At 64.7% G+C, this 24,439-nt stretch carries 24 protein-coding genes and 1 pseudogene; 3 read left to right on the top strand and 22 right to left on the bottom strand.

All coding sequences use genetic code 11. From position 1 onward, the window contains the following. The first annotated feature begins 37 nt into the window (after positions 1-37). Positions 38-1,366, top strand: a complete 1,329-nt coding sequence (locus K2U94_RS03445; RefSeq protein WP_243065870.1) for a dihydroorotase — start codon at positions 38-40, stop codon at positions 1,364-1,366. A gap of 19 nt (positions 1,367-1,385) precedes the next feature. Here K2U94_RS03445 and K2U94_RS03440 read toward each other — a convergent pair whose 3' ends face one another. Together K2U94_RS03440 and K2U94_RS03435 are read right to left on the bottom strand one after the other, a co-directional pair. After that, on the bottom strand, positions 1,386-1,730 hold the full coding sequence (locus K2U94_RS03440) for a hypothetical protein (RefSeq protein WP_243065869.1): 345 nt from the start codon (positions 1,728-1,730) through the stop codon (positions 1,386-1,388). Between the two features lie 84 nt (positions 1,731-1,814). Then, a complete protein-coding gene (locus tag K2U94_RS03435; RefSeq protein ID WP_243065868.1) occupies positions 1,815-4,043 on the bottom strand; it encodes a transglycosylase domain-containing protein in 2,229 nt (742 codons plus the stop codon). 256 nt (positions 4,044-4,299) lie between these two features. Between K2U94_RS03435 and dnaN the strand changes: the two genes are divergently transcribed. Beyond that, positions 4,300-5,418 carry a DNA polymerase III subunit beta gene (gene dnaN / locus K2U94_RS03430; protein ID WP_243065867.1) on the top strand — a complete coding sequence of 373 codons (1,119 nt, stop codon included), beginning with the start codon at positions 4,300-4,302 and terminating at the stop codon, positions 5,416-5,418. A gap of 1 nt (position 5,419) precedes the next feature. Here dnaN and K2U94_RS03425 read toward each other — a convergent pair whose 3' ends face one another. Next, positions 5,420-5,689, bottom strand: a complete 270-nt coding sequence (locus tag K2U94_RS03425) for a hypothetical protein (protein WP_243065866.1) — start codon at positions 5,687-5,689, stop codon at positions 5,420-5,422. A 343-nt stretch (positions 5,690-6,032) separates the two neighbouring features. Here K2U94_RS03425 and xoxF5 point away from each other — a divergent pair, with 343 nt between their 5' ends. After that, positions 6,033-7,832 carry a lanthanide-dependent methanol dehydrogenase XoxF5 gene (gene xoxF5 / locus K2U94_RS03420; RefSeq protein ID WP_243065865.1) on the top strand — a complete coding sequence of 600 codons (1,800 nt, stop codon included), beginning with the start codon at positions 6,033-6,035 and terminating at the stop codon, positions 7,830-7,832. A 337-nt stretch (positions 7,833-8,169) separates the two neighbouring features. Here the strand turns inward: xoxF5 and K2U94_RS03415 are convergent, their stop codons facing one another. The 19 genes and pseudogenes from K2U94_RS03415 to cybH all read right to left on the bottom strand — a co-directional run bounded on the left by K2U94_RS03415 (position 8,170) and on the right by cybH (position 24,396). Then, positions 8,170-9,678 carry a Do family serine endopeptidase gene (locus tag K2U94_RS03415; RefSeq protein ID WP_243065864.1) on the bottom strand — a complete coding sequence of 503 codons (1,509 nt, stop codon included), beginning with the start codon at positions 9,676-9,678 and terminating at the stop codon, positions 8,170-8,172. Positions 9,679-9,945: 267 nt separating this feature from the next. Further along, positions 9,946-10,128 (bottom strand): annotated as a pseudogene (locus tag K2U94_RS03410) (IS3 family transposase); the annotation flags it as partial. 128 nt (positions 10,129-10,256) lie between these two features. Further along, positions 10,257-11,624, bottom strand: a complete 1,368-nt coding sequence (locus K2U94_RS03405; protein ID WP_243065863.1) for a sensor histidine kinase — start codon at positions 11,622-11,624, stop codon at positions 10,257-10,259. Then, the gene (locus K2U94_RS03400; protein WP_243065862.1) at positions 11,614-13,047 is read right to left on the bottom strand and encodes a sigma-54-dependent transcriptional regulator; all 1,434 of its coding nucleotides are present in this window, start codon (positions 13,045-13,047) and stop codon (positions 11,614-11,616) included. The genes K2U94_RS03405 and K2U94_RS03400 overlap by 11 nt, the downstream gene beginning before the upstream one ends. A gap of 11 nt (positions 13,048-13,058) precedes the next feature. Next, complete coding sequence (gene hypE, locus K2U94_RS03395) at positions 13,059-14,108, bottom strand: hydrogenase expression/formation protein HypE (protein WP_243065861.1); 1,050 nt, start codon at positions 14,106-14,108, stop codon at positions 13,059-13,061. Then, entirely contained in the window at positions 14,105-15,301 is a 1,197-nt protein-coding gene (gene hypD, locus K2U94_RS03390; RefSeq protein ID WP_243065860.1) for a hydrogenase formation protein HypD, read from the bottom strand. The genes hypE and hypD overlap by 4 nt, the downstream gene beginning before the upstream one ends. Further along, a complete protein-coding gene (locus K2U94_RS03385; RefSeq protein ID WP_243065859.1) occupies positions 15,298-15,531 on the bottom strand; it encodes a HypC/HybG/HupF family hydrogenase formation chaperone in 234 nt (77 codons plus the stop codon). The genes hypD and K2U94_RS03385 overlap by 4 nt, the downstream gene beginning before the upstream one ends. 4 nt (positions 15,532-15,535) lie before the next feature. Beyond that, on the bottom strand, positions 15,536-17,785 hold the full coding sequence (gene hypF, locus K2U94_RS03380) for a carbamoyltransferase HypF (protein ID WP_243065858.1): 2,250 nt from the start codon (positions 17,783-17,785) through the stop codon (positions 15,536-15,538). Continuing rightward, complete coding sequence (hypB, locus tag K2U94_RS03375; RefSeq protein ID WP_243065857.1) at positions 17,785-18,729, bottom strand: hydrogenase nickel incorporation protein HypB; 945 nt, start codon at positions 18,727-18,729, stop codon at positions 17,785-17,787. Before hypB ends, hypF begins: the two co-directional genes overlap by 1 nt. After that, complete coding sequence (hypA, locus tag K2U94_RS03370; protein WP_243065856.1) at positions 18,729-19,070, bottom strand: hydrogenase maturation nickel metallochaperone HypA; 342 nt, start codon at positions 19,068-19,070, stop codon at positions 18,729-18,731. Before hypA ends, hypB begins: the two co-directional genes overlap by 1 nt. Next, entirely contained in the window at positions 19,063-20,109 is a 1,047-nt protein-coding gene (locus K2U94_RS03365; protein WP_243065855.1) for a nickel-dependent hydrogenase large subunit, read from the bottom strand. The genes hypA and K2U94_RS03365 overlap by 8 nt, the downstream gene beginning before the upstream one ends. After that, positions 20,106-20,603, bottom strand: a complete 498-nt coding sequence (gene hybE / locus K2U94_RS03360) for a [NiFe]-hydrogenase assembly chaperone HybE (RefSeq protein WP_243065854.1) — start codon at positions 20,601-20,603, stop codon at positions 20,106-20,108. Before hybE ends, K2U94_RS03365 begins: the two co-directional genes overlap by 4 nt. Then, positions 20,596-20,811 carry a rubredoxin gene (locus tag K2U94_RS03355; RefSeq protein ID WP_243065853.1) on the bottom strand — a complete coding sequence of 72 codons (216 nt, stop codon included), beginning with the start codon at positions 20,809-20,811 and terminating at the stop codon, positions 20,596-20,598. The genes hybE and K2U94_RS03355 overlap by 8 nt, the downstream gene beginning before the upstream one ends. After that, the gene (locus K2U94_RS03350) at positions 20,808-21,665 is read right to left on the bottom strand and encodes a hydrogenase expression/formation protein (RefSeq protein ID WP_243065852.1); all 858 of its coding nucleotides are present in this window, start codon (positions 21,663-21,665) and stop codon (positions 20,808-20,810) included. Before K2U94_RS03350 ends, K2U94_RS03355 begins: the two co-directional genes overlap by 4 nt. After that, the gene (locus K2U94_RS03345; RefSeq protein ID WP_243065851.1) at positions 21,662-22,108 is read right to left on the bottom strand and encodes a thioredoxin domain-containing protein; all 447 of its coding nucleotides are present in this window, start codon (positions 22,106-22,108) and stop codon (positions 21,662-21,664) included. The genes K2U94_RS03350 and K2U94_RS03345 overlap by 4 nt, the downstream gene beginning before the upstream one ends. A gap of 94 nt (positions 22,109-22,202) precedes the next feature. Next, positions 22,203-22,493 carry a HypC/HybG/HupF family hydrogenase formation chaperone gene (locus K2U94_RS03340; protein WP_243065850.1) on the bottom strand — a complete coding sequence of 97 codons (291 nt, stop codon included), beginning with the start codon at positions 22,491-22,493 and terminating at the stop codon, positions 22,203-22,205. Between the two features lie 8 nt (positions 22,494-22,501). Further along, positions 22,502-23,077 (bottom strand): HupE/UreJ family protein, encoded by a 576-nt coding sequence (locus K2U94_RS03335; RefSeq protein ID WP_243065849.1) that lies wholly within the window; start codon positions 23,075-23,077, stop codon positions 22,502-22,504. 1 nt (position 23,078) lies between these two features. Then, positions 23,079-23,669, bottom strand: coding sequence for a HyaD/HybD family hydrogenase maturation endopeptidase (locus K2U94_RS03330; protein WP_243065848.1), 591 nt, complete (start codon positions 23,667-23,669; stop codon positions 23,079-23,081). A 1-nt stretch (position 23,670) separates the two neighbouring features. Continuing rightward, entirely contained in the window at positions 23,671-24,396 is a 726-nt protein-coding gene (gene cybH / locus K2U94_RS03325) for a Ni/Fe-hydrogenase, b-type cytochrome subunit (RefSeq protein ID WP_243065847.1), read from the bottom strand. Between the last annotated feature and the right edge of the window lie 43 nt (positions 24,397-24,439).

The raw sequence follows: 24,439 nt of genomic DNA, 5'->3' as shown, positions 1-24,439 counted from the left end.
CTTCGGTCCGAAGCGCGTATATTATTTTGGAGACCCCATGCCGCAAAAAGTTTTCGATTTCATCCTGCGCGGCGGCGTGGTGGTCAACCAGGACGGCGTCGCGCCCCGCGACGTCGGGATCGTCGGCGAAACCATCGCCGCGATCGGCGACCTGTCGCAGGCGAGCTCGGGCGAGACGATCGACTGCGCCGGGCTGCATGTTCTGCCGGGCCTGATCGACAGCCAGGTCCATTTCCGCGAGCCCGGCCCGACCCACAAGGAGGACCTCGAAACCGGCTCGCGCGCCGCCGTGCTCGGCGGCGTCACCGCCGTGTTCGAAATGCCCAACACCAATCCGCTGACGACGACGCCCGAGGCCGTGGCCGACAAGGTTGCGCGGGCGACAGCGCGCATGCATTGCGATTTCGCCTTCTGGGTGGGCGGAACGCATGAGAACGCCAGGCATGTCGCCGAGCTCGAGCGCTTGCCCGGCGCGGCGGGCATAAAGGTGTTCATGGGCTCCTCGACCGGCTCCCTTCTCGTCGAGGACGACGCCGGCGTGACGGAAATCCTGCGCCACGCCCGCCGCCGCGCCGCCTTCCACAGCGAGGACGAATATCGCCTGAACGAGCGCAAGACTCTGCGCGTCGCCGGCGACCCGGCCTCGCATCCGGTGTGGCGCGACGTCGAAACCGCGCTGAACTGCACCCGCCGCCTCGTCGCCATCGCGCGCCGCGAACGCGCCCGCATCCACGTGCTCCATGTCTCGACCGGCGAAGAGATCGAATTCTTGAGCGAGCACAAGGACATCGCCAGCGTCGAGGTCACGCCGCATCACCTGACGCTGTCGGCCGACGATTATGCGACGCTCGGGACCAAAATCCAGATGAACCCGCCGGTGCGGGAAAAAAGCCATCGCGAAAGAATCTGGCGCGGCCTCGACCAGGGGGTGGTGGACGTGCTCGGCTCCGATCACGCCCCGCATGGTCTGGAGGAAAAGGCCAAGCCCTATCCGGAAAGCCCGTCCGGCATGACCGGGGTGCAGACCCTCGCGCCGATCATGCTCGACCATATCGCCGCCGGCCGCCTGACCCTGCAGCGCTTCGTCGACCTCACCAGCGCCGGCCCCGCCCGCATCTTCCAGATCGCGCGCAAAGGCCGCGTCGCCGTCGGCTATGACGCCGACCTCACCCTGGTCGATCTCAAGCGGCGGCAAGAGATCACGGACGGCTGGATCGCCTCGCGCTGCGGCTGGACGCCCTATGACGGCAAGACGGTGACGGGCTGGCCGGTCGGAACTTTCGTGCGCGGCGCCCGCGTGATGTGGGAGGGCGAGTTGCTGACGCCCGCCACGGGCAGGCCGGTGCGGTTCCTGGAGGCTTTGTAGGCTGGTGCGATAAGCGGGTTCAATCCTTGGGCGCCGCGCGGCAGACGCGCAGGATCGGATGGTTGTAATCCCAATTGCTGATCTGGACGCGACGGCGGAAAACGCAATTCTCCGCGCCGGAATGCGGGCCGATGACCGTCATGGGATGATATTCCGGATCCCAGCGGTTGCGCTCCATATAGCCATAGGGGTCATATTTGTACTGTCCGGAGGTCCAATAGGGATCGTTGACCGGCCCCGGATCGCCCTCCCAATAGGCCTGGCCGCCCGCCACTTTGATATTGGCGGCATGAGCCGCCTCAAGCCCCGACAGCGCCAGCCCGGCGCCGAGCGCCGCCATGCATGCGAATGAAAAGGCGCGCATCTCGCATATTCCCCGCTTTGCCTGCGATAGTCGTTGGTTCTCGCGGCGTTTTCGTGAATGCCGCCGGCCGCTTTCGTTCCGCCGCTAATTAAAGCCGCCGAACAATTTTTGGAAGACGTTGCGATTGTCCGGTTCGGGCGGCAGACGCCGCCCTGGCGGCGCGCCCGGTATGTCTTCCGGCGGAACCGGCGCCCCGTCGCCGCGCGGCGGCGCGGCGACGGGCGCGCCGGCGCCGGTGATGAGGAGCGGCGGGGAGGAATTGCCGGCGTCCATATGCGGCGGCGGATTCTGCGCCGGTTGCGAGAACGGCCACAAGGACGCCGCCGGCCCCGGCCCGGGCGCGCCTTGGCTGCGCCAGCCGCCCGTCGGCAGGCCGGCGACGGCCATGCCTCTCAGCGCGTCCCGCATATAGCTCGACCAGATCTCCGCCGGCAGATTGCCGCCGGACGCCTTCCTCGTCGGCGAATTGTCGTCGTTGCCGACCCAGACGCCGGTGACGAGCCTGCTGGTGTAGCCGACGAACCAGGCGTCGCGGTAATCCTGGCTGGTGCCCGTCTTGCCGGCGGCCTGCCAGCCGGGAACACTGGCTCTCCTGGCGGTGCCGATGATCAGGGTCTGCTCCAGCATTGAGTTCATCATCCCGACATAGGCCGGATCGACCACCCGCCCGTTGCTCGATCCCTTGCGGGCGTAAAGCAGCTTGCCGTCGGCGGTGCGCACCCTGGTGATGATGTGCGGCTGCACGCCGACGCCGCCGTTGGCGAAGGGCACATAGGCGGTGACGAGCTCCAGCGGCGTCACCTCCGAGGTGCCGAGGGCGATCGAGGCGTTGGACTGCAAGTCGGAGACGATTCCGAGCCGATGCGCGGTCTGGATGATCGCGCGCGGGCCGACTTCGAGTCCGAGCCGCACCGCCACCGTGTTGAGCGACATGGCGAGCGCGGTGGTGAGCGTGACCGGACCCATATAGCGGCGGCTGGCGTTCTCGGGCTGCCAGCCTTTGACGTCGATCGGGGCGTCGTCGCGCACCGTGTCGGGGGTGAGGCCATGCTCCAGCGCGGTGAGATAGACGAAGGGCTTGAAGGAGGAGCCGGGCTGGCGATGGGCGGCGACCGCGCGGTCGAACTGACTGTCCCCGTAATCGCGCCCACCGACCAGAGCGCGGATCGCCCCGCCAGGGTCCATCGAAACCAGCGCCCCTTGCGAGACGCGGTATCTGGCGCCGTCCTTGTCGAGGACGCCGTCAAGGGCGCGCTCCGCCGCCGCCTGCATTGCGGGATTGATGGTCGAGGTGACGACAATATCCTCATCGATCGCCCCGATCGTGTCGTCGAGCACGTCCATCACATAATCGGCGGCGTAATTGAGCGACGAACTGTCGCGCCCGCGCACGGCGTGGGCGGGATGGGCGATGGCGACCTCCGCCTGTTTTCTGGTGATGAAACCCTGCGCGGCCATGGCGGCGATGACCTCGTTGGCGCGTTCGATCGCCGCGGGCAGATTGTGGTTCGGCGCGAGCTTGCTCGGCGCCTTCATCAGGCCGGCGAGCATCGCCGCCTCGGGCAAGGTCACGTCCTTGGCCGGATGGCCGAAATATTTCTCGGCCGCCGCGTCCACGCCATAGGCGCCCGAGCCGAAATAGACCCGGTTCAGGTAAAGCTCGAGGATCTTGTCCTTGGAATATTTGTGCTCCAGCCAGAGGGCGAGGATCGCTTCCTGAATTTTTCGGGAAAAGGTGCGCTCCTGGGTGAGGAAAAGGTTCTTCGCCAATTGCTGGGTGAGGGTCGAGCCGCCCTGCATGGCGCCGCGCCCGAGGACGTCATTGACGATGGCGCGGGCGATTCCGATCGGATCGACGCCCCAATGGCTGTAGAAGCGCCGGTCCTCGATGGCGATGAAGGCGCGCGGCAGATAGGGCGGCAGATCCTGGAGATGGACCGCCGCGCCGCCGGTGTCGCCGCGATTGGCGATCAAGGTTCCGTCGGCGCCGAGAATGGCGATATTGGGGGGGCGCTTCGGGATCGCCAGGTTCTCGATATGCGGCAATTGCGAGCCGTAATAGATAAAGACGCCGCCGACGCCGATGACGCCCCAGACCGCGACGACGAAACCCCAATAGATCAGGCCGCCGAGCAGGGAGCGCCGCCGACTTTTCGACTCCTTGCTCCGGCGCGACGGCTTCTTTTCCCCGCCGCTCTTGCCCTTGTCCGAACCTTTGGCGCGGCGTTCCCCCGCGACGCGGGGCGCGCGATCGTCGTCAATATCGGGAAATCTGGGCTCGATGCGCTCTTTCAGAGCCTTTTTGCGCGCCATGCCTCGCGGTCCGCCTTATCCTGGAGCGCCGTCGGGAGACCAGCGCGCGACGGCTCGCCGCTTGCGGGTTCGTCCGCCATGTTCCTGTGCCCCGCGATAGAAAGAATAAATCGGGCGGTTTAAGGGCTGGTAAAGGCTTGTGGCCGCGCCGCGGCGCACGGAAAACCCCCAAGAAATGCCGGCGCGGCGCTTGCTTTGGCGGCTCAGGCGCTGCAAAGTTGCGCCCCCCGAAAGGCCTGATCCGGAACGCCGCCCCATGAAAGTCACAATCGAGAGAACAGCTCTGCTGAAGTCGCTCGGCCATGTCCATCGCGTCGTCGAGCGGCGGACGACCATTCCGATTCTCTCCAATGTCCTGTTGAGCGCCGGCGGCGGCGGATTGCAGCTCAAGGCGACCGACCTCGACCTTGAAGTGACCGAGACGGCTCCCGCCGACGTAGGCCGGCCGGGCGCCACCACTTTGCCGGCGCATGTGCTTTATGAAATCGTGCGCAAATTGCCGGACGGCGCCCAGGTGTCGCTTGAAACGGGCGAGGACGGCGGCCAGCTCCAGTTGCGCTCGGGCCGCTCGCGCTTCAGCCTCCAGGCCCTGCCCGAAAGCGATTTCCCCGATCTCGCGGCCGGCGACATGGCGCACAGCTTCAAGCTCGGCGCGGGCGAGTTGAAGCGCCTGCTCGACAAGACCCAGTTCGCGATTTCGAACGAGGAAACCCGCTATTACCTCAACGGCGTCTTCCTCCATGTGGCGGAAACGGACGGCCAATCCCTTTTGCGCGCGGTGGCGACCGACGGCCATCGCCTTGCCCGGCTCGAAACCCCCGCGCCGGCGGGCGCCGCCGGCATGCCCGGCGTGATCGTGCCGCGCAAGGCGGTCGCCGAAGTGCAGAAGCTGATCGAGGATCCGGAAGCCGAAATCACGATCGAACTCTCGCCGGCGAAAATCCGCTTCACTCTGGGCGCGGTGGTGCTGACGTCGAAACTGATCGACGGCTCCTTCCCAGATTACGCTCGTGTCATCCCGACGAGCAACGACAAGTTCCTCACCGTCGAGCGCAAGGATTTTTCCGACGCCGTGGACCGCGTCTCGACCATTTCGTCGGAGCGCGGGCGCGCGGTAAAACTGTCGATCAGCGCCGGCAAGCTGGTGCTCTCGGTCACCAATCCCGATTCTGGCTCGGCGGTCGAGGAGCTGGAGGTCGATTACGACGGCGCGCCGCTCGAAATCGGCTTCAACGCCCGCTATCTCATCGAAATCGCCAGCCAGCTCGAGAGCGACACCACCCTTTTCAAGATGAACGATTCCGGCTCGCCGACCATCATCCTGGACCGCGAAGGCGCGAGCGCGCTCTATGTCCTGATGCCGATGCGGGTGTGAGTTAACGCCTTTCCGGCGGCGGCAGGCTGGCCGAGGCTATGGCGCGCGCCTCCTCGCGCGGCAGGCCCAAAGCGGCGAGCGCCAGTTCGGCGAGATCCATTCCCGCCTCGCGCCAGGTCTTGGCGCCGTCGAGCACGGTGACGATCGCCCCGATGGTCGCCCCTGAAAGGAAGCCGACCACCGATTCGACCTGGCTGTCGCGGAACAGAAAACGGCCTCGCGTCAAACCGGCGTAGAGATCAGCCAAGGGTTGGCCGCAGATGCTGGCCATGGCGGCGATCGGCCTGGCGATCTTCTTGCTGTGCCGCGCGCATTTCGCAAAGGCGATGAGCGAGGCGACCTGAGACTTCGGTCTGACTGGAAAGGATTCTTGACCGTCGGCGTTTTGATCTGCGGCGGCGCGAAAAAATGGTTCGCGACCCCGGCGACGAGGGTAAAAACCCTAATGAATTAATAAATTCATAGTTTTCACAAACTTGCATTTCGATCACAATTCATTGCTACGCAAGGCTGCTTCACGACGCATCGCGCCAAGCTTCAGCTCTATTACGCCATCAGTCAGACGACTGCTCACGGCGCAGGAGATTGTTGCGGCATGAAAATCGGAGGATGGCATGAAAGCGTTCCACGCATCTCTCGCCTCGATCAGCACGCTTGCCCTCATTTCAGGCGCGAGCGCGAAAGATATGGATCTCAAGCTGACGCAAAATCCCGCTGACTGGGTGATTCAGGCTGGCGATTACGCCAACAACCGCTATTCCGCCCTCGACCAGATCACTGACCAGAACGCCAGCAAGTTACAGCCGGTCTGGACCTTCTCGACCGGCGTTTTGCGCGGCCATGAGGGCGGGCCGCTGGTCGTCGGCGACATCATGTATCTTGTCACCCCCTTCCCGAACATCGTCTATGCCCTCGACCTCAATCATGACGGCAAAATCCTGTGGAAATACGAGCCCAAGCAGGATCCGAACGTCATTCCGGTGATGTGCTGCGACACCGTCAACCGCGGCCTTGCTTATGCCGACGGCAAGATCTTCCTCAACCAGGCCGACACCACATTGGTGGCTCTCGACGCGAAGACAGGCAAGGTTGACTGGAGCGCCGTCAACGGCGATCCCAAAATCGGCGAAACCGCCACGGCGACCGTTCTTCCCGTCAAGAACAAGATCATTGTCGGCATTTCCGGCGGCGAATTCGGCGTCCACTGCCACATGACCGCTTATGACATGGACACCGGCAAGCGGATCTGGCGCGCCTATTCCGAAGGCCCCGACAATGAACTTCTGATCGATCCCGAGAAGACCACCGAACTCGGCAAACCCATCGGCAAGGATTCCAGCCTCAAGACCTGGAAGGGCGACCAGTGGAAGACCGGCGGCGGCTGCACCTGGGGTTGGACCTCCTATGATCCGAAGCTGAACCTCATCTATTACGGCACCGGCAACCCCTCGACCTGGAACCCCACGCAACGTCCGGGCGACAACAAATGGTCGATGACCATCATGGCGCGCGACCCGGACACCGGCATGGCCAAATGGTTCTACCAGATGACCCCGCATGACCAGTGGGACTATGACGGCATCAACGAAATGCAGCTCGTCGACCAGAATTTCGACGGCAAGATGCGCAAGCTCCTGGTCCATTTCGACCGCAACGGCTTCGCCTATACCCTCGACCGCACGAATGGCGAACTGCTCGTCGCCCAGAAATACGACCCGGCCGTAAACTGGGCGACCAAGATCGATATGGACAAGAACAGCCCGACCTATGGTCGTCCGGAGGTCGTCGCCAAATATGAGACCCAGGGCCACGAGGACGTCAACGTCAAGGGCATCTGCCCGGCGGCGCTCGGCACGAAGGACCAGCAGCCTTCGGCCTTCTCGCCCAAGACCGGCCTGTTCTACGTGCCGACCAACCATGTCTGCATGGATTACGAGCCGTTCCGGGTGAGCTACACTCCGGGCCAGCCCTATGTCGGCGCCACCTTGTCGATGTATCCGCCGGAAGGCAGCACCAACATGGGCAATTTCATCGCGTGGGACGCCACCAAGGGCAAGATCGTCTGGTCTGACCCCGAGACCTTCTCGGTCTGGTCGGGCGCCCTCGCCACCGCTGGCGATGTCGTGTTCTACGGCACGCTGGAAGGCTATCTGAAGGCGGTGGACGCCAAGACGGGCAAGCTGCTTTATAAGTTCAAGACCCCGTCGGGCATCATCGGCAACGTGATGACCTATATGCATAAGGGCAAGCAATATGTGGCCGTTCTGTCCGGCGTCGGCGGCTGGGCCGGCATCGGCCTCGCGGCGGGCCTGACCGATCCCCATGCCGGTCTCGGCGCGGTCGGCGGCTATGCGGCGCTCAACGATTACACCGCGCTCGGCGGCACGCTCACGGTGTTCGCGCTGCCCGATTGATTTCGCTCACGACGATCCTCCGGGCGGCGACGCCGCCCGGAGGATTTGCGCTGGCGACAAAGGCAAGAGGCGCTTGGCGACAGCGTCGAGCTTGCGCGCGAACCGGACAAGTCGTACGGGAAATTTCCGTCTTCATCTTTGATCGGCCACAGTTTGCGCCTAGCGTCAACACGGTTCAGTTTCCACTCCGAAACGGGACGACACGCTGAAGCGCCCGCCGCGGCCGCCGCGGCGGCGTTTTTATTTTTTTTACTATCAATCGAATAACAGCGATCGCCGATCATGATGAGATCACGATCGGCGATGGATTTGTGTTCTCCGCGCGACCGGCGCCGGTTCAGGCGCTCGGGAAGGCAAAGGCGACGAAACGTTCGCCCGCGGCAGTCTTGATCTGGAACAGCACGGCCTTCCTGCCCTCCTTCTTCGCCGAGTCGATTTCGTCGTGAACCTCCGCGGGCGTGGAAACCGACTTGCCGGAAACGCTGAGAATGACGTCGCCCTCCTTCACGCCCTTGGCGGCGGCGCGGCCGTCGGGGTCGACTCCGGTGATCGCGACGCCCTTCCCGCCGGCCCCGGTCACCTCTCCAGCCGGCGCCAGTTGCAGGCCCAGCCATTCATGCGCGGCGCCCTCGGCGTTTTCAGCCATGGCGATCTTCGCGCCGGGCTGACCGGCAAGCGTCAGGGTGACGGTCTTTTCAGCTCCATCACGCCAATAGGCCAGCTCAACTTGCGTACCGGGCTTCATCTCGCCAATGCGGCGGGTGAGATCGCCGGCGCTGGCGACCGCCTGGCCGTCGAGCTTGACGATCACGTCGCCCGTCGCCAATCCAGCCCCGGCGGCAGGCGTTCCCGGTTCGGTCTTGTCGATGATTGCGCCGCCGACCTTGTCGAGACCAAGGCCCTCGGCCATGTCCTGGGTGACCGGCTGAACCATGACGCCGAGATAGCCGCGCCTGACGACGCCGCCATGCTCCAGCGCATTGACCACATATTGCACCGTATCGGCCGGAATGTCGAAGCCGATGCCGACGCTGCCGCCAGACGGCGAGATGATCATCGTGTTCACGCCGACCACATGTCCGTCGGCGTTGAAGGTCGGGCCGCCGGAATTGCCCTTGTTAATCGGCGCGTCGATCTGCATGAAATGCTCATAGGGGCCGGCGCCGATGTCGCGGCCTTCCGCCGAAACGATGCCGGCGGTCGCCGTCCCGCCCAATCCATAGGGATTGCCGATCGCGACCACCCAGTCGCCGACCCGCGGCTTCGTCTTGGCGAAGGCGACATAGGGATAGTCGCCGGGGTGATCGACCTTCAACAGCGCCAGATCGGTTTTCGGATCCGTGCCGATCACCTTGGCGCTGACGATCTTGCCGTCGGACATCGTCACCGTGGCGGTCTTGGCGTGATCGACGACATGGTTGTTGGTGACGATATAGCCGTCGCTCGAAACGAAAAATCCGGATCCCTGGCCGATGATCGGCTCCGGCCGGAGTCGCGGCAGGCCGTTCTCATCGCCGAATTCCTTGAAGAATTTCCTTGCCTGCGGGGGAAGGTTCTCGAACGGCTCGGTCCGGCCATTGAACGTGACATTTTCGCTTTCCAACTGGACCTTGATCGACACCACGGCGGGCTTCACCCGGGCGATCAACGGCGCGAAGGACGGCGCCGATTGCGTGGCGAGATCGGCGGTGTTCACCGCCGCCGCCCGGGCGGCCGGGACATTGCCGAGGACGAACTCCCCGGCCGCGCCGGACGCGAGCAGGGCCAAAGCGGCGGCCGACGCGAGCAGACGGCTGCGGGTCGATGATGCGTTGTTCGATTGGGGGTCTGATCTGGGGTTTGACATGACGCCTCCTTGAAATCGTCAAGCTCAACGAAGGTGGAGGCATGCTACGCGCGGCCGCCTTTCCGGAATTTGGCCAAGAGATTAAAATGATTTAAATCTGAAGAGAGCTGGTCCCGGCTGTCTGAACAAATTCCCGCGAAGGATAAGAGGAATCTGCCGGGTTTCTCTTTGCTTGGTTTCACGCGTTGGGCGTGATGCAGGGAGGGCGTAGCCCGACCGAAGTCCCGTCCAGCGCGCGGCGGAAAATTCGCTTCGCGGACCTTTGGTTCATGCCACCGCCTTGCAGGGCGCCGGGGTGAAGTAGGCCTCGTCCGGCGTGCGTCGGTCAAGGGACGAATGAGGCAGCCTGGCATTGTAAAAGTCCAGATAACGGCCGATTGAGGCGCGCGCGCCGACGCTGGCGTTGGCGCGGAGATAGACCTCCTGGTATTTCACGCTGCGCCGAAGCCGCGCGGCCGCGCGCGCGACAAATCAAATTGCCGAAGGAGACATTTATCGACGCGCGCGGCGGAATCGAAGACCAAGGCCTGCGACGCTCATGCTTCGGGACATGCATGACATGACATGAAGGAAAATCGTCAGCCGCCGACCGGAAGCCGCAGGATGAAAATCGCGCCGCCATGCTCGCGATTGGCCGCCGAGATGGAGCCGCCGTGCTCGCGGGCGATGGCGTAGGAAATCCACAGGCCGAGTCCGGTGCCCTCGCCCACCGTCTTGGTGGTGAAGAACGGCTCGAACATTTTGTCGAAGGCGACGTCGGCGATGCCGGGACCATTGTCGGCGACGGAAATCTCGATCTCGCCGCCGGCCGCGGCCGCGCGGACTTCGATATGCGGCTTTTTGCTCGCCCGCACGGCGTCTATGGCGTTGTCGATCAGATTGACCACGATCTGGTGAATCTGCCCCTCATTTCCCCAGACGACGAGACCGGGCGCGACATCGAGGTCGATGACGGCGTGATTCTTTTTGGCGCGCGCCGACCATTGCGTCGCCGTGGTCAAAAGGCGCTCGACGTCGATTCTTTGCGCCTCATGCGCGCGATTGAACGAAATTCGCCGCAGGTTCTTGACGATCTCGCTAATTCTCTTTGCGCCCTCGAGCGTGCCTTCAATGAGCGGCTCCAAATCGGCCAGGATGGAGCCGACCCGATATTTGCGGCGCAATTCGCTTGCGTCCGAATCGTCCCGCCGCGCTTCCTCCGCGAAATAATCCGCCAGAGTTTTGCGGTAGCGGTCGAGCACATGGACATTGCCATAGACGAAGGAGATCGGGTTGTTCAGTTCATGCGCGACGCCGGCGACCAGACGGCCGAGGCTCGCCATTTTCTCCTGTTCGATCAGCTTGCGCTGGGCCTGCTGCAAGTCGAGATGAGCTTTGTGCAAAGCCTGATAGGCCCGGCGCAATTCGCCGATCGGTCGCCCGGTGAGCACCGCGCCGACGCAGTGGCCCGAATGATCGAACCGGCCGGAAAAATTGATCGCCATCATGTCCGACGGCCCCTGCGCTCCGAGAAAGCGCAATTCGCAATCCGTCACGGCGCTCCGCCCCTCGCCGCGGTCGCCGGTGCAAAAACAGCGGCGCGCCTGTTCGCGGTCCTCGGCGACGATAAGGTCCTGCAGCGGCAGGCCAGCCAGCTCGTTTTCGGCCCGGCCGAGGAGAGCGACAAAGGCCGGATTGGCCTGCAGCACCTGCCCCTTGTCGTCGCAGACGATGAGAATGTCCGAAACCGAAGCGATCACGCTCGAAATGAAGCATTGCGCCTCTTCCAGCTCGGCATTCTTGCGTTCGAGATCGGCCTCGTAACGCAGGAGGTCGGAATAGACCTCGTCCACCCTTTTGACGACATCCTGCCAGACCGATTCCTGATTGTCGGTCAGTTCGGTCTCGATTCCCGTACCGGTAAGGGCGAGGATATTTTCCGGCCGATCGCGGCGCTCAGCCGACATCGTTCAAATCCCTGCGCAATTGATAGCGCTCTATCTTGGCGCGCAAGCCCACGCGCGACAGGCCGAGCCTTTCCGCCGCCCGGCTAATGTTGCCGTCGAGCTCTTCCAGGGCGCGGGCGATAATCGCGCGCTCGAGGCTCTCGACCTGGTCCTTCAGGGCGTCGCCCGGAAGGGCCGCCGTCGGCCCCGATCCCATGCGTGGCGAGAGCAGTTCCGGGGCGAGCGGCGCGTCGTCGTCCGACATGGCCACCATGCGCTGAATCTCGTTGCGCAATTCGCGAATATTGCCGGGCCAGGAATGGGCCCGCAGCAGCGCCATCGTTTCCGGGGCAAAGCTTTTCACATTGCGGCGGAAGGCGCGATTGACCTCGGCGAGAAGATTGGCGGCGATCGCCGGAATATCGTCCGGGCGTTCTGCGAGCGAGGGCAGATGAATCGGAAAGGCGTTGAGGCGATAAAAGAGATCGCGGCGAAACCGTCCGGCTTCGACCTCGCTTTCCAGATCGCGATTGGTCGCCGAAATCACCCGCACGTCCACCTTGCGCGAGCGCGCCGCGCCGAGCGGGCGGATTTCGTGCTCCTGCAGCACGCGCAGCAATTTCACCTGAAAGGCCGGCGAGGTCTCGCCCACTTCGTCGAGAAAAATCGAGCCGCCGTCGGCGAGTTCGAACAGGCCGATCCGGTCCTGATAGGCGCCGGTATAGGCGCCCTTCTTGCAGCCGAACAATTCGCTTTCCAGCAATTCGTCGGGAAGGGCGCCGCAGTTCTCGACGACAAAGGATTTGTCACCGCGCGCCGAGCCAAAATGGATCGCGCGGGCCAGCAGCTCCTTGCCGGCGCCGGACGCCCCGGTGATCAGCACAGATATGTCATAGCGCGTCGCCCGGCGCGCCAGAGCCAGCGTCGCGCCCATCGGCCCGTCGGGCTCGTGCACGATGCGGTCGAATTCGAACATCCGCCGCTGTTCGCGCCGCCGATCCGCCAGCACCCGGTTGAGCGTGTCGTGCGAGGGCTTGGCGTCAGCGCCGAGCCCGCCCGGCTCCTTCTGCATGCGGTAGAGTTTGACCGCGTCGCGCACGCAGTCGATCAGTCTCTCTGGGTGCCAGGGCTTGGTGATATATTGATAGATGCCGGCCTCGTTCACCCCGGCGATGATGTCTTCCGATTCTGAAAAGCCGGAGATGATCATGCGCACCGGATCGGGCCAGGTCTCGCGCACGCGACGCAGGAAATCGACACCCGTCTCACCCGGCATGCGCTGGTCGCAGAGAATTACCTGAACCAGATCGCCGGCCAGGATCGCCTCGGCCTCCTGCGCGTTCTGGGCGCAGAGAACGTCGAATTCCTCGCTCAGGACGCGCTGCAGCGATTCCCGCGAACGCAATTCGTCATCGACGATGAGGACGGCGCCGGACGGATTCATTTCCTTTTTCCTCAGCAGATGCGCGGCAATTGCTCGCCGGACAGCCAGTCGACGATGCGGTCGCCGCCGAAACTCGTCGCCATCTGCACGAAATGGTTCTCGTCCTCCACGACATGGCCAATGATCGCGGCGTCGCGGCCAAGTTCATGCGCGCGCATCGCCGCCAGCAGCTTTTCCGCCGCCTCGGCCGCGACAAAGGCGATGAGTTTCCCCTCATTGGCGACGTAAAGCGGATCGAGCCCGAGCAATTCGCAGGCGGCCGCCACTTCCTTTTTCACCGGCAGCGCGTCCTCCTTGATGCGGATTCCGACGCCCGACTGATGCGCGACCTCGTTGAGCGTGGCCGCGAGACCACCGCGCGTCGGATCGCGCATCAGGCGCAAATGCGCGCCGCAGGCCGAAACCATTTCCGCGACCAGGCCATGCAGCGCGGCGGAATCGGAAAGGATTTGCGTTTCAAACTGCAAATTCTCGCGGCTCGACATGATCGCGACGCCATGATCGCCAATCGAGCCGGAGACGAGGACGACGTCGCCGGGGCGGGCGCGGTCGCCAGAGAGATGAATTCCTTCCGGCACGATCCCGATTCCGGCAGTCGAGATGAACACGCCGTCCGCCTTGCCGCGCTCGACCACCTTGGTGTCGCCGGTCACGATCTTGACGCCCGCCGCCCGCGCCGCCGCGCCCATGCTTTGCGCGATGCGCTGGAGATCGCCAAGCGGAAAGCCTTCTTCGAGAATGAAGCTTGCGGAAAGATGGAGCGGCCGCGCGCCCGCCATGGCGAGATCGTTGACTGTGCCATGGACGGCGAGCGAGCCGATGTCGCCGCCAGGAAAGAACAAAGGCGAGACGACGTAGCCGTCGGTGGTCATGGCGAGCCGCCCGGCGGGCATGTCGAACTGAGCCTGATCGTTGCCCTGGGCCAGCAGATCGTTATCGAAAGCCTCGCGGAAAATCTCGCCGATCAGTTGCGCCATCGCCCGGCCGCCCGATCCATGGGTCAGGTCGATCCGCCCGTTTTTGACGTCAAGTTTTCGCGTCCTGAGGCGCGGCGCGTTCATGAGGCTTGCCTTTCAGCTTTTTGATTGGCGAGGCGCTTTTGCGAAAAACTGGCGTCCACTTTTTCGCGCGCCGCGCCCGCGTCGCGGAAGCGGCCATAAGTCCAATGCGCGGCGCAGGAGCCTTCCGACGACACCATGCAGGATCCCATCGGATTGTCCGGCGTGCAGACCGTGCCGAACAATTTGCAATCGACCGGCTTCTTCTCGCCGCGCAGGATCGCGCCGCATTCGCAGGCCGGATTGTCCTGCGCCGCAACGGTGTGGATGTCGAAGACCTTTTCCGCGTCGAAAGCTGCAAATTCCTCGCGCAATTTAAGCGCGCTGAAGGGCACGGCGCCCAAGCCGCGCCATTCGAACGCCTCGCGCAGTTCGAAAACCTTCGCCACCACGTCCTGCGCCTTGACATTGCCCTCTGGCGTCACCGCGCGAATATATTCGTTTTCGATTTCGTGCCGCCCCTCGTTGATCTGGCGCACCAGCATCAGAATGGCCTGCATCACGTCGAGCGGTTCGAAGCCGGCGATCACCACCGCCTTGCCGTAGTTCTCGGCAAATTCCGCATAAGGTTTCGTGCCGATCACGGTCGAGACATGGGCCGGGCCGACAAAGCCGTCGAGCGGCACAGAGGCAGCCGCCTTCGGATCTCCGACGAGCGCGGAAATCGCCGCGGGGGTAAGCACATGATTGCAGAAGACGAAGAAATTTTTCAGCCCCTGGCTTCGCGCATTCAGCAAGGCGAGAGCGGTCGGCGGCGTCGTCGTCTCGAAGCCGATGGCGAAGAACACCACCTTGCGTTCGGGCTCCGCGCGCGCGATGCGCAGAGCGTCGAGCGTCGAATAGACCATGCGGATGTCGGCGCCCGCCGCCTTGGCCTTCAGCAGGCTCATGCCGTCGGAAGACGGCACGCGCATGAGGTCGGCATAGGTGCACAGCGTAATGTCAGGCCGGCGCGCGAGCCTGATCGCATCGTCCATGCGGCCGACCGGCAAGACGCAGACCGGACAGCCGGGGCCATGGATCATATGCACATTGGGCGGCAACAAATCTTCGAGCCCATAGCGCGCAATGGCGTGAGTGTGGCCGCCGCAGAATTCCATGAAGCGATAGGATTTGCCGGGCCGGACTTCGTCGCGGATTTTTCCCGCGATTTTTCGCGCGAGCTTGCCGTCGCGATATTCATCGACATATTTCATGCGCTGAACTCCCGCAGTTGCCCCGCCTCGGCCAAGAGGGCGAGAGTCTTTTCCGCCTCGTCGGCGTCGATCTTGTTGAGCGCATAGCCGACATGGAGGATGACGTAATCGCCGGGCTTCACGTCATCGACCAGCGCGAGCGAAATCTCCTTCTTCACGCCGTCGAGCGTCACACGCGCCATGTCGCCATCGAGCAGTTCCGTGACCTGAACGGGAATAGCCAGGCACATTTTTTTACTCCTGCTTCAACTTCGCACGCGCCAGAACCGCCTGGCCGAGCGACAGGCCGCCATCGTTTGGCGGAATTTTTCGCGCGAGCAGCGGCGTAAAGCCATTTTCGCGCAGCATTCCTGCGAGACCTTCCGTCAGAATCCTGTTCATCATGCAACCGCCGCCAAGCGCTATTTTCTCGCCCGGCTGAGCCAAAGCCGCGAGCCACGCACCAAGCCCTTCGATGAGCGTTCCATGCAGCAATTCCGCGCCCTCGCGCGGATCAGGCCGCGTGTCGATGAAATGGGCGAGAAGCGGCGCGAAATCAACTTCAGTCTCGCGCAACACGAAGCCGCCGGCGAGCGCGCGCGGCGTTTCGACCAGGGCTTCGAGCCGCATCGCCGCCTGTCCCTCGAAATCCTGACGGCGCGAAAAGCCGAGCAGAGCGGAGGCGGCGTCGAACAGCCGGCCGAGACTGGTGGTGAAAGGCGCCGGCCGCACGGAAAAAATCCGCGCAAGCTCGGCAGCCTCCGGCCGCGACGCGAAAAAGCCCGCCGCCTCGTCGAGGCGGCCGAGCGCCGCAAATGCCGCAACGCCCATGCGCAAAGGCTCGCGCGCGGCGCGGTCGCCGCCGGGCAGGGCCAAGGGCGCGACATGGCCCGCGCGGAAAAAGCCGCCGCGCGCGTCGAGCCGCAGAGCTTCGCCGCCCCAATTGCCGCCGGGCTTGCCGCATTCATTCTGGCCAAGGCCATGGCCGTCGAGCGCCGCGCCGAACAGCGCGCCGGCGACGCCATGTTCCGCGCCGATCGCCGCGACATGGGCGGCGTGATGCTGGACGCGCAGGACCGGCGCGCCGCTTTCTTCCGCAAAGCGCGTCGAAAGATAATCGGGATGGAGATCGCAGGCGTAGGCGTCCGGCTTCACATCGAGCAGGCGCAACAGATGCGCCGCGCTTTCGCGATAGAAGCGAAAGGTCTCGGCGTCCGAAAGATCACCGACATGCTGGCAGACGAACGCTTCCCGTTCGCGCGTCAAAGTGAGCGTCGCCTTGAGATGGCCGCCGCAGGCGAGCACTGAGGGGCCGTCCTCGCCGAGGTCGATCGGCTCGGGAACGAAGCCGCGGGCGCGGCGCAGAAAGGCCGGAGCGCCGTCCACCATCTGCATCACGCTGTCGTCGGCGCGCGTGACGATGTCGCGGTCGTGCGTGACGATCAAGTCGGCGATCGCGGCGAGCTTTTCCCGCGCCTCGTCATTGTCGATGATGAGCGGCGCGCCGCCGGGATTGGCCGAGGTCGCGACCAGAACAAAATCCTGTGGCGCGTCGCGCCGTCCGCCGGCGGCGTGAAACAACAGATGATGGACCGGCGCATAGGCCAGCATTACGCCAATACGCGACATATCCGGCGCAACCGAGACGGGCAGGATCTTTCGGCTCTCGACGAGAACGATGGGGTGAGCGGGCGCGCGCAGGAGCGCGCGTTCTTCCGCGCGCGGCCGTGCGAACAGCGAAACGGAAGCCTCATTGGCGACCATGATCGCGAAAGGTTTGGCTTCGCGGTTTTTCCGCGCGCGCAGACGGGCGACGGCTTCGGCGTTCCTGGCGTCGCAGAGCAGATGAAAGCCGCCGATCCCTTTCAGGGCGACGATCTTTCCGACGCGCAAGGCGGCGACGATTTCCGCCGGCTCGTGCGACAGGCGCGGGCCGCAATTGGGGCAGGCGATCGGCTCGGCGTGGAAGCGGCGATTGGTGGGATCGGCGTAATCGCGCGCGCAATCCGCGCACATGGGAAAGCGCGCCATCGAGGTCTGGGCGCGATCGTAGGGCAGGCGCTGGGTAAGCGTATAGCGCGGGCCGCAATGGGTGCAATTGACGAAAGGATAGAGATGAAAGCGGCTCGACGGATCGAACAGGTCGTCGAGGCATTTTTCGCAGGTCGCGGAATCGGCGGGAATGCGCGTGCGCGCGACGCCCTGGGCCGTCGTCTCGATGACAAAGCGGCGCTCGCCGCGCGGCGCCAAAGTCTCGATCTCGACGCCGTCGAGCCGCGCCAAAGGCGGCAGTTCGCGTTGCAGCGCCGCGACAAAGCCTTCCGTCTGCGCGCCCTCCACTTCGACCGTCACGCCCTGGGCGTCGTTGCGCACGAAACCGCCGAGCGCAAAGCGCGCGGCGAGCCCATAGGCGAAAGGCCGGAAGCCGACGCCCTGCACCGCGCCGCGCAGGCGCAGACGCAACCGGGTCGCTTCCTCTTTCGCCTCGCGCGCCGCTACCGTCATCAGCCGGCCTTTCTCTCCTGGGCCTTGCGCCGCGCCAGAGCCGCGCGCGCCTCGATCCAGGCGTAGAAGGCGGCAAGGCCTTCCCCGGACTTGGCCGAGACGACCAGCGTTTGCAGATTGGGATTGACCCGCAACGCATGGGCGATGCAGGCGCCGACGTCGAAATCGAGATGCGGCAGCAGGTCCGATTTGTTCAGCAGCATCAGATCAGCGACGGCGAACATGTCGGGATATTTCGCCGGCTTGTCCTCGCCTTCGGTCACCGAGAGCAGGACGACCTTGTGCGCCTCGCCGAGGTCGAAAGCCGCCGGGCAGACCAGATTGCCGACATTCTCGATGAACAGCAGGGAATTGTCTGCGATGTCCAGCGTCTCCAGCGCATGGCCGACCATATGGGCGTCGAGATGGCAGCCTTTGCCGGTATTGACCTGGAGTGCGCGGGCGCCGGTGGCGCGGATGCGCTCGGCGTCGTTGGAGGTCTGCTGGTCGCCTTCGATCACCGCTATGCCGTGGCGGTCGTTGAGATCCTCGATCGTGCGCACCAGGAGCGAGGTTTTGCCCGAACCGGGGCTGGAGACGAAATTCAGCGCCAGCACGCCTTTTCGGGCGAAAAGCCCGCGATTGTCCTCCGCATAGGAGCGATTCTTGGACAAGATGTCGCGCTCGATCTGGACAATGCGCTCCTGGCTCAGGCCGGGCGCATGGACGCCGGCGAGACCGGCGCCATAATCATGCGTTTCGCCAGCGCCATGCGAATGATCGTGATGGTGGTGATGATCGGGATCATGATGGTGATCATGGTCGTGCGGGTGATCGTGATCATGGGGATGGGAATGGACGTGATCGCCGTGCGCATGGACATGATGATGCGCGTGGGCGTGCTTGTCGTCCTTCTGCTTTTCGTTTTCCTGGGTGGCCGTTCCGCAGCCGCAAACCGTGCACATTATTCGACCTCCAGTTCCTTCACCCGCATTTCGTCGCCCGCCGTCATCTGGACCTTGTGGCCGCCGCATTCCGGGCAGGCGCCGAAGCGCTCGGCGAGCGCCACATCCTTTTCGCAGGCGAGGCACCAGCCCTGCCCCGCCGTGCGGACGATCTCCAGCCGCGCGCCTTCCGCCAGAGTGCCGCGGGTGACGACATCGAAGCAGAATTCCATGGCGTCCGGCTCGACGCCCGAAAGCTCGCCGATCTCCAGCCAGACTGTTCTGACCCGCGAAAAACCCTGGCGATGAGCCTCCTCGCATAGGATTTCGACCACGCTTTCGGTCAAGGACATTTCATGCATCGCTTTTGTCCGGAAGTTCGGCGATGGCGCGGATGCAAGGATCGAACACAAAGGCCAGCCGCTCAACCCGCCTCCTGGCCTCGGCTCCGGCGCCGATTCTCGCGCCGCGCAGGGCGTGAACGCAAGGCCCTTCGGGATGAAAGTTCCATTCCGTCGGCGCAACGATGCGATAATCCGCGATCCGCCCCGCGCCGTCCAGCCGCAAAAAATGATAAAGCCGTCCGCGCGCCGAATCGACCGCAGCAAAGCCTTGGCCGCCTTCGCCCTGGGCGCAGAGCAGCCCGTCCGGCGCGTCGCCCCCTTGCAGCGCCTTTTCGATCGCCTCGACGGTCGCCGCCATGTCGTCGATGCGCGCGGCGAGCCGCGCCGCGACGCCGCCGCCGCGACCCTGGCGCGCTCCCGCGCCTGTCTCCGGGCGTCGCCCCGGCAGTTCCGGCGCGCGCGAAAAAGCCGCGTCGCGGCTCATGGCGGCGCGCACTTGCCCATCATCCGCCGCGCTCAAGAAATCCGCCTCGCGCGACGGCAAGGTCCAAAGCGCGTCGTCGGCGCGCGCCTCGGCGAGCTGGCGCGCGAAGAAGTTCTCCCCGCGTTCGGCGTTCAGGCCCAAAGCGCCGGTCGCGGCGCGCAGCTCCCGCATCCGGGCCGCATCCGGCGCCTGCGGCAGGGCGCGCAAAAGCCTCAATGCGTCGCGCAGCCTCAGGACGTCCTCCGGCGCGGGCGCACCGTCGCGCGGCCAGTCGAGCAGGCTGGCGCGCAGCATCTCGCCGAGCCTTTCACAGAGCAGGTTCAGCGCCCGCGTCCGCCGCGACGCGGCGTCTATCGCCACGCCGAGCGCCGCCTCGCTCGCGGCTTGCGCGGCGATCGATTGCGACGCCGGGCAGAGCGAGAACAGGCGGCCGGCGAGAACGGCCGCCTCCTTCGGCGCGAGGCCGATGAAAATGGGAGAGGGATCGGCGCGCGGCGAGACGATCTCGACATTTTCGACCATGCCGTCGCGCAGCTTGGCGCGCAGGATCAGGCATGCGGCGGCCGCGCTCATGTCGCCGCCTCGCGCTCGGTGAAGGCGCCGCGAAACAAGGCGCGGCGATCGAACCGCGCGGCCAGCTGTTCGGGCGGCGGCGCGGGCGGAGTCAGAAGCGCGTCCAGCGCGGCGCGCGCCGTGGCGAGCGCGGCCTCCTGATCGACGAAAGGGTCCATCGGCGAGAACAGCGAGCAACTCAGCAAGCGGCCGAAGCCTTCGACTTCGGCGACGAGAAAATCCACCTCACCGACCGGCAGAGCCAGCCTTTGCGTCTCGCCGGGGGGCGCGGCGACGGGCGCCGCGAAGGGCGCGGCGAAGATGTTCATGAACCAGGGCGTGACCACAATTCCGATGGCCCAATCGCCGCAGGGGCGAAAGCCCGCGCCGGCGACCGCGAGCCTGTCGTTGCAGATCGGCAGGTCTTTCATGGATTGCGCATGGACCATGCGGAAATGCGCCTCGAGCCCTTCGGCGAGGCGGGCGCATAGCGCGGTTCGCGCGGTTTCATCCATTATCGCCGAGCCTCATGAAACGTTCCTGCGCCGCGTCGCAATGCGGACAGCGCCAGTCCTCCGGCAGCGCTGAGAACGGCGTCCCCGGGGGAATTTGCCACACCGGGTCGCCCTCGGCCGGATCATAGACATGCCAGCAGACGCCGCATTCCATTTTCGCATCATCTTCGACATTCAGCTTTTTGCCGAAATTCTCGAATCCGCTCATGCGAAATAGGCCTCCTCGATCTCGCGCAGCCGCCGGGCGCTTTCGCGAAAATCCTCCTGCGCCGCACAGGCCGCCGCCGGCGCATCGCCGATTTCGAGCGTGTCGAGAATGATCTCGTCCATGGCGTTGAAGAACTGGACCGACCAGACATTTCTGGTCGCGGTCGAAAGGATGCGGCAAGAGCCATAGCCCTTGGAGACCAGCCGCACCGCGCCGGGGCCGAGGCGCCGCTGCAAATGGCTCATGTCGTCCGGCGACATCGGCAGCAGCGAGAAGGTGATGGTGTGGGCGGCGTCGCCCGGCTTATGCGCCGCAGAGCGGCTGGCGATCTCGGTCAGGAGCGGCATGACGTTCATCGCGCCGGCGGGCGGCTCGCCGGACGTCAGGGGCTGGCAATTGTTCAAGGCGGCGCGGCGCGCGATTTCCGGCAGGCTCGACACTTCGAGATAATCGGCGACCAGCTTGCCGCCGGCGTCGGTGAAGCGCACCCGCCACAGGCCGGCCATGACCGATTCATGGATTTGCGCGCCGATCCCGTCCGGCAGCGACACCACGCCCGCGACCTCGCCCTCGCCTGTCACCTGTTCGACGAGCAGGATTTCGTCCGACGAAAATTCGGTGAGGTCGAACAGCCGGCCGGGCGCGTTTTCCGCCTGCGTCTCCAGCGCCGCGACAATGTCGGGCAGCAACTGGCGCACGCGCGGACAGGCGGCGATCAGATCCTCGGCCTTCCCGGTCGCGAGCAGCGAGATTTTTCGCCCGGCGGGCGTCTCGTCCAAAGGCTCGCCGCCGATCGGCATGACGCTCATCGCTTGTTCGCCGCCCTCGGGCGCGACCCAAAATCCCGCTTTCATCGATCCGCCCCCTGCGAGAATGTGAACACCGTTTTCGGACCCGCTGCGGCGGTCAAGACCGGCGCCTGCGGGTCGAGCGCCGCCTCGATCCGTTCGAGATAGTCCGCCCAATCGAGAATTTTCGGCAAAACTGCGACCGGCGCCGCGCCCCGCGTGACGCAGAGCGAGGGCGCGACGAAAACCTGGAAACGGGTTTTCAGGCTGGCCTCGGCTTCGGGCGCGACAATGGCGCCGCGCAGCCGTCCTTCGAATGCGCGCAGGATTTCGGGCAGGATGGTCGCGACGTCGGAGCTTTCCGGCCGCGGCGCGGCGGCGCCGGAGAAGAACAGCAGCGCGTTCGAACATTCGCCCGCCGCCGGGGCGAGAAAGGCGTCGATATTGGATTCATCGACCAAAAGCAGGCCGGCGCGCGCGACAAGCGCGTTCAGAACGGGATGATCCATGGCTTCCTCTCCGCCGCGCGCCCGTTCCTCGCGGGTTTGCGCGGACGTCCTGTGACAAGAGACTTTACACCGGCGTTTAGGGACCTTCCAGCCTTCAGCGCAGATGTTCGGGCAATTGCGGCCCGCGTTCGATCAGATCGGCGAAGGCCTCTTCGAAATCCTCGCCGCGCAAGGCGGCGGCGAGGCCGTCGAGGGCCCGGCCGATCTGGGCCGCCTCTCCCGCGTCCAGAGTCCGGATCGCGGAATCGATATGGACCAGAACCTTTGTTCCGACGGCCTGAGGCCCGATCAGGAGCAGCGACACCCGCCGCAGCTCGCCGCCACGTTCGCAAAGCGCCGAAATCTCGTCGCCTTCGACAATGGTCATCGGGATCCCAAGGCACATGGCGAACCTCAGGCGCCGCTCAGCATCCAGACGCCGCCGACCGCAACCAGCGCGCCGGCGACGCGCGACAGCGTCCGGCCCGGGCGCAGGGAGGCAAGCGCGAGGCCGGCGCCCTGAAGGATCAGGCTCGCCGCCACGAAGCCGGAGAAGAACAGAACCTGCGTGGCGGCGGCCGGCGCCTCGGCGCCATGGGCGAAACCATGGAAGAAGGCGAACAGGCCGACAAGGCCCGCCGCGGCGGGCGCCGGCATCTTCACGTCGAAGGCGATGAGCGCGCCCATGATCGCAACGGAGGCGGCGATCCCATATTCGATGAAGCCGGGCGCCTCGGAATGAAAGCCCAGCGCCGCGCCGAGCGCCATGACGCCGACGAAGACCGCTGGAATGACGAAACGCATGCGGCCGCCGAACTGGCCGGCCCAATAGCCGACCGCGGTCATGGCCATCAAATGGTCAGCGCCGGTAAAGGGATGGATGAAGCCGTCCTCGAAGCCGGTCGCGTGCAGTCCGGGATGCGCCGAGGCGGCGACGGGAATGGCGACGAGCGCGGCGGCGGCGGCGGCGGTTTGCCAAAATCTCTTCATGTCATCCTCCCGTGCGGATCGTGGCCATCCGCGTTTCGTAATTGTGCAGGTCGATGTCATTGCCAAGCAGCGGCGTGACCGCCTCGCCCGGCGCCCGGCGCCGGCAGGGCGCGCCCCATTGGTCGAGAATGACCGCCGCGAGTTCGGCCGCCTGGAGCAGGCGGTCGCGCACCGGCGCGGTGAGCGGGCCGCCCCAGTCCTCGAGATCGAGCGGCTGGCAGCCGATCAGCGCGAGTTTTTCCGGATAGGAGCCGAGCAGATCGGCGGCGGAAAGCACTTCCTGAAAGCCGGTCTGGTGCAGGCTCATCTTTTTCGCGCCGGTGAATTTCGGCACTTCGTCGCCTTGCACGATCTTCAACGATCCGGGCTCGAGGCCGTAATCGATGGCGTCGAACACCAGGAGATAATCGGCCGCCTCGACGAATTGCACGAGATAGAGCCCTTGCGTGCCGCCGTCGAGCAGGCTGACATTTTTCGGCGTGGCATAGAGCGCGTTGAAGGTTTCCAGCGCGCGGACGCCGAAGCCTTCGTCGGCCCAGAGAATATTACCGATGCCAAGCACCAGGATGGTCGGTTGCGGACGCGCTTCCATGTCAGACGTCCTCGTCGCGGAACTGGCGTTCGCCGGAAATCATCGAGGAGATCATCGACTGGCGCGACATGATGTCCTCGCGCACCGCGGCATAGATGTGGAGCATGGTGAAGGACACCAGAACCCACATGCCGAGATGATGGAGCGTATGAACGTCCTGGCTGTTGGGAAAGATCGAGAACACCCAGCCGAACACCTTATATTGCCAGCTCTCGCGGCCCGCGCCTTCCGAATAAAGCGCGAAGCCGGTCACGATCATGAACAGGGTTCCGAGCGTGAAGACGCCGAACATCATCAAATGGGCGAGCGGATTATGCCCGACATATTGCCTGGGATATTTTTCGAGAAAGGCGTACCAGCGGATTTCGTGCAGCACGCCCTTCCAGAAATCGCGGCGCCAGAACGGAACATAGAAAATCTGCTTGGCATGGGCGTTGCCGGCGAAGGCCCAATAGATGCGGAGCAGGAACAACGCCGCCATGGTCTGGCCGGCGGCGAAATGGGCGAAGCGGATATAGCCCATCTGGAAATGGTCATAGGCCTCGCCGGTCACGCTGTCCGGCGGCGAGGCGATCAGATAGCCGGTGATGAAAAGCGTCACCATGCAAAGCGCGTTGACCCAGTGCCAGATGCGCACAGGCGCCTGATAGACATAGACGGTGCGCCGCGCGACCGTTTTTTCGCCATGCGAGTCCGAAAGATCGCCGACCTGCGTCATCACATTCATCGCGGCCTCCCAATTCTTGTGGTTCGAGACGCTCCGGCCGAAT

It is taken from the genome of Candidatus Rhodoblastus alkanivorans (assembly GCF_022760755.1).
Taxonomy (GTDB): domain Bacteria; phylum Pseudomonadota; class Alphaproteobacteria; order Rhizobiales; family Beijerinckiaceae; genus Rhodoblastus; species Rhodoblastus alkanivorans.
Note: the sequence above shows the minus strand (reverse complement) of the source record. Positions and strands in the feature narration are given on the sequence as shown.

Bases quoted from the DNA above. Each gene is read 5' to 3' on its own strand.
- K2U94_RS03445 (WP_243065870.1), top strand. From the start codon at position 38: ATGCCGCAAAAAGTTTTCGATTTCATCCTGCGCGGCGGCGTGGTGGTC.
- K2U94_RS03440 (WP_243065869.1), bottom strand. From the start codon at position 1,730: ATGCGCGCCTTTTCATTCGCATGCATGGCGGCGCTCGGCGCCGGGCTG.
- K2U94_RS03435 (WP_243065868.1), bottom strand. From the start codon at position 4,043: ATGGCGCGCAAAAAGGCTCTGAAAGAGCGCATCGAGCCCAGATTTCCC.
- dnaN (WP_243065867.1), top strand. From the start codon at position 4,300: ATGAAAGTCACAATCGAGAGAACAGCTCTGCTGAAGTCGCTCGGCCAT.
- K2U94_RS03425 (WP_243065866.1), bottom strand. From the start codon at position 5,689: ATGGCCAGCATCTGCGGCCAACCCTTGGCTGATCTCTACGCCGGTTTG.
- xoxF5 (WP_243065865.1), top strand. From the start codon at position 6,033: ATGAAAGCGTTCCACGCATCTCTCGCCTCGATCAGCACGCTTGCCCTC.
- K2U94_RS03415 (WP_243065864.1), bottom strand. From the start codon at position 9,678: ATGTCAAACCCCAGATCAGACCCCCAATCGAACAACGCATCATCGACC.
- K2U94_RS03405 (WP_243065863.1), bottom strand. From the start codon at position 11,624: ATGTCGGCTGAGCGCCGCGATCGGCCGGAAAATATCCTCGCCCTTACC.
- K2U94_RS03400 (WP_243065862.1), bottom strand. From the start codon at position 13,047: ATGAATCCGTCCGGCGCCGTCCTCATCGTCGATGACGAATTGCGTTCG.
- hypE (WP_243065861.1), bottom strand. From the start codon at position 14,108: ATGAACGCGCCGCGCCTCAGGACGCGAAAACTTGACGTCAAAAACGGG.
- hypD (WP_243065860.1), bottom strand. From the start codon at position 15,301: ATGAAATATGTCGATGAATATCGCGACGGCAAGCTCGCGCGAAAAATC.
- K2U94_RS03385 (WP_243065859.1), bottom strand. From the start codon at position 15,531: ATGTGCCTGGCTATTCCCGTTCAGGTCACGGAACTGCTCGATGGCGAC.
- hypF (WP_243065858.1), bottom strand. From the start codon at position 17,785: ATGACGGTAGCGGCGCGCGAGGCGAAAGAGGAAGCGACCCGGTTGCGT.
- hypB (WP_243065857.1), bottom strand. From the start codon at position 18,729: ATGTGCACGGTTTGCGGCTGCGGAACGGCCACCCAGGAAAACGAAAAG.
- hypA (WP_243065856.1), bottom strand. From the start codon at position 19,070: ATGCATGAAATGTCCTTGACCGAAAGCGTGGTCGAAATCCTATGCGAG.
- K2U94_RS03365 (WP_243065855.1), bottom strand. From the start codon at position 20,109: ATGAGCGCGGCCGCCGCATGCCTGATCCTGCGCGCCAAGCTGCGCGAC.
- hybE (WP_243065854.1), bottom strand. From the start codon at position 20,603: ATGGATGAAACCGCGCGAACCGCGCTATGCGCCCGCCTCGCCGAAGGG.
- K2U94_RS03355 (WP_243065853.1), bottom strand. From the start codon at position 20,811: ATGAGCGGATTCGAGAATTTCGGCAAAAAGCTGAATGTCGAAGATGAT.
- K2U94_RS03350 (WP_243065852.1), bottom strand. From the start codon at position 21,665: ATGAAAGCGGGATTTTGGGTCGCGCCCGAGGGCGGCGAACAAGCGATG.
- K2U94_RS03345 (WP_243065851.1), bottom strand. From the start codon at position 22,108: ATGGATCATCCCGTTCTGAACGCGCTTGTCGCGCGCGCCGGCCTGCTT.
- K2U94_RS03340 (WP_243065850.1), bottom strand. From the start codon at position 22,493: ATGTGCCTTGGGATCCCGATGACCATTGTCGAAGGCGACGAGATTTCG.
- K2U94_RS03335 (WP_243065849.1), bottom strand. From the start codon at position 23,077: ATGAAGAGATTTTGGCAAACCGCCGCCGCCGCCGCCGCGCTCGTCGCC.
- K2U94_RS03330 (WP_243065848.1), bottom strand. From the start codon at position 23,669: ATGGAAGCGCGTCCGCAACCGACCATCCTGGTGCTTGGCATCGGTAAT.
- cybH (WP_243065847.1), bottom strand. From the start codon at position 24,396: ATGAATGTGATGACGCAGGTCGGCGATCTTTCGGACTCGCATGGCGAA.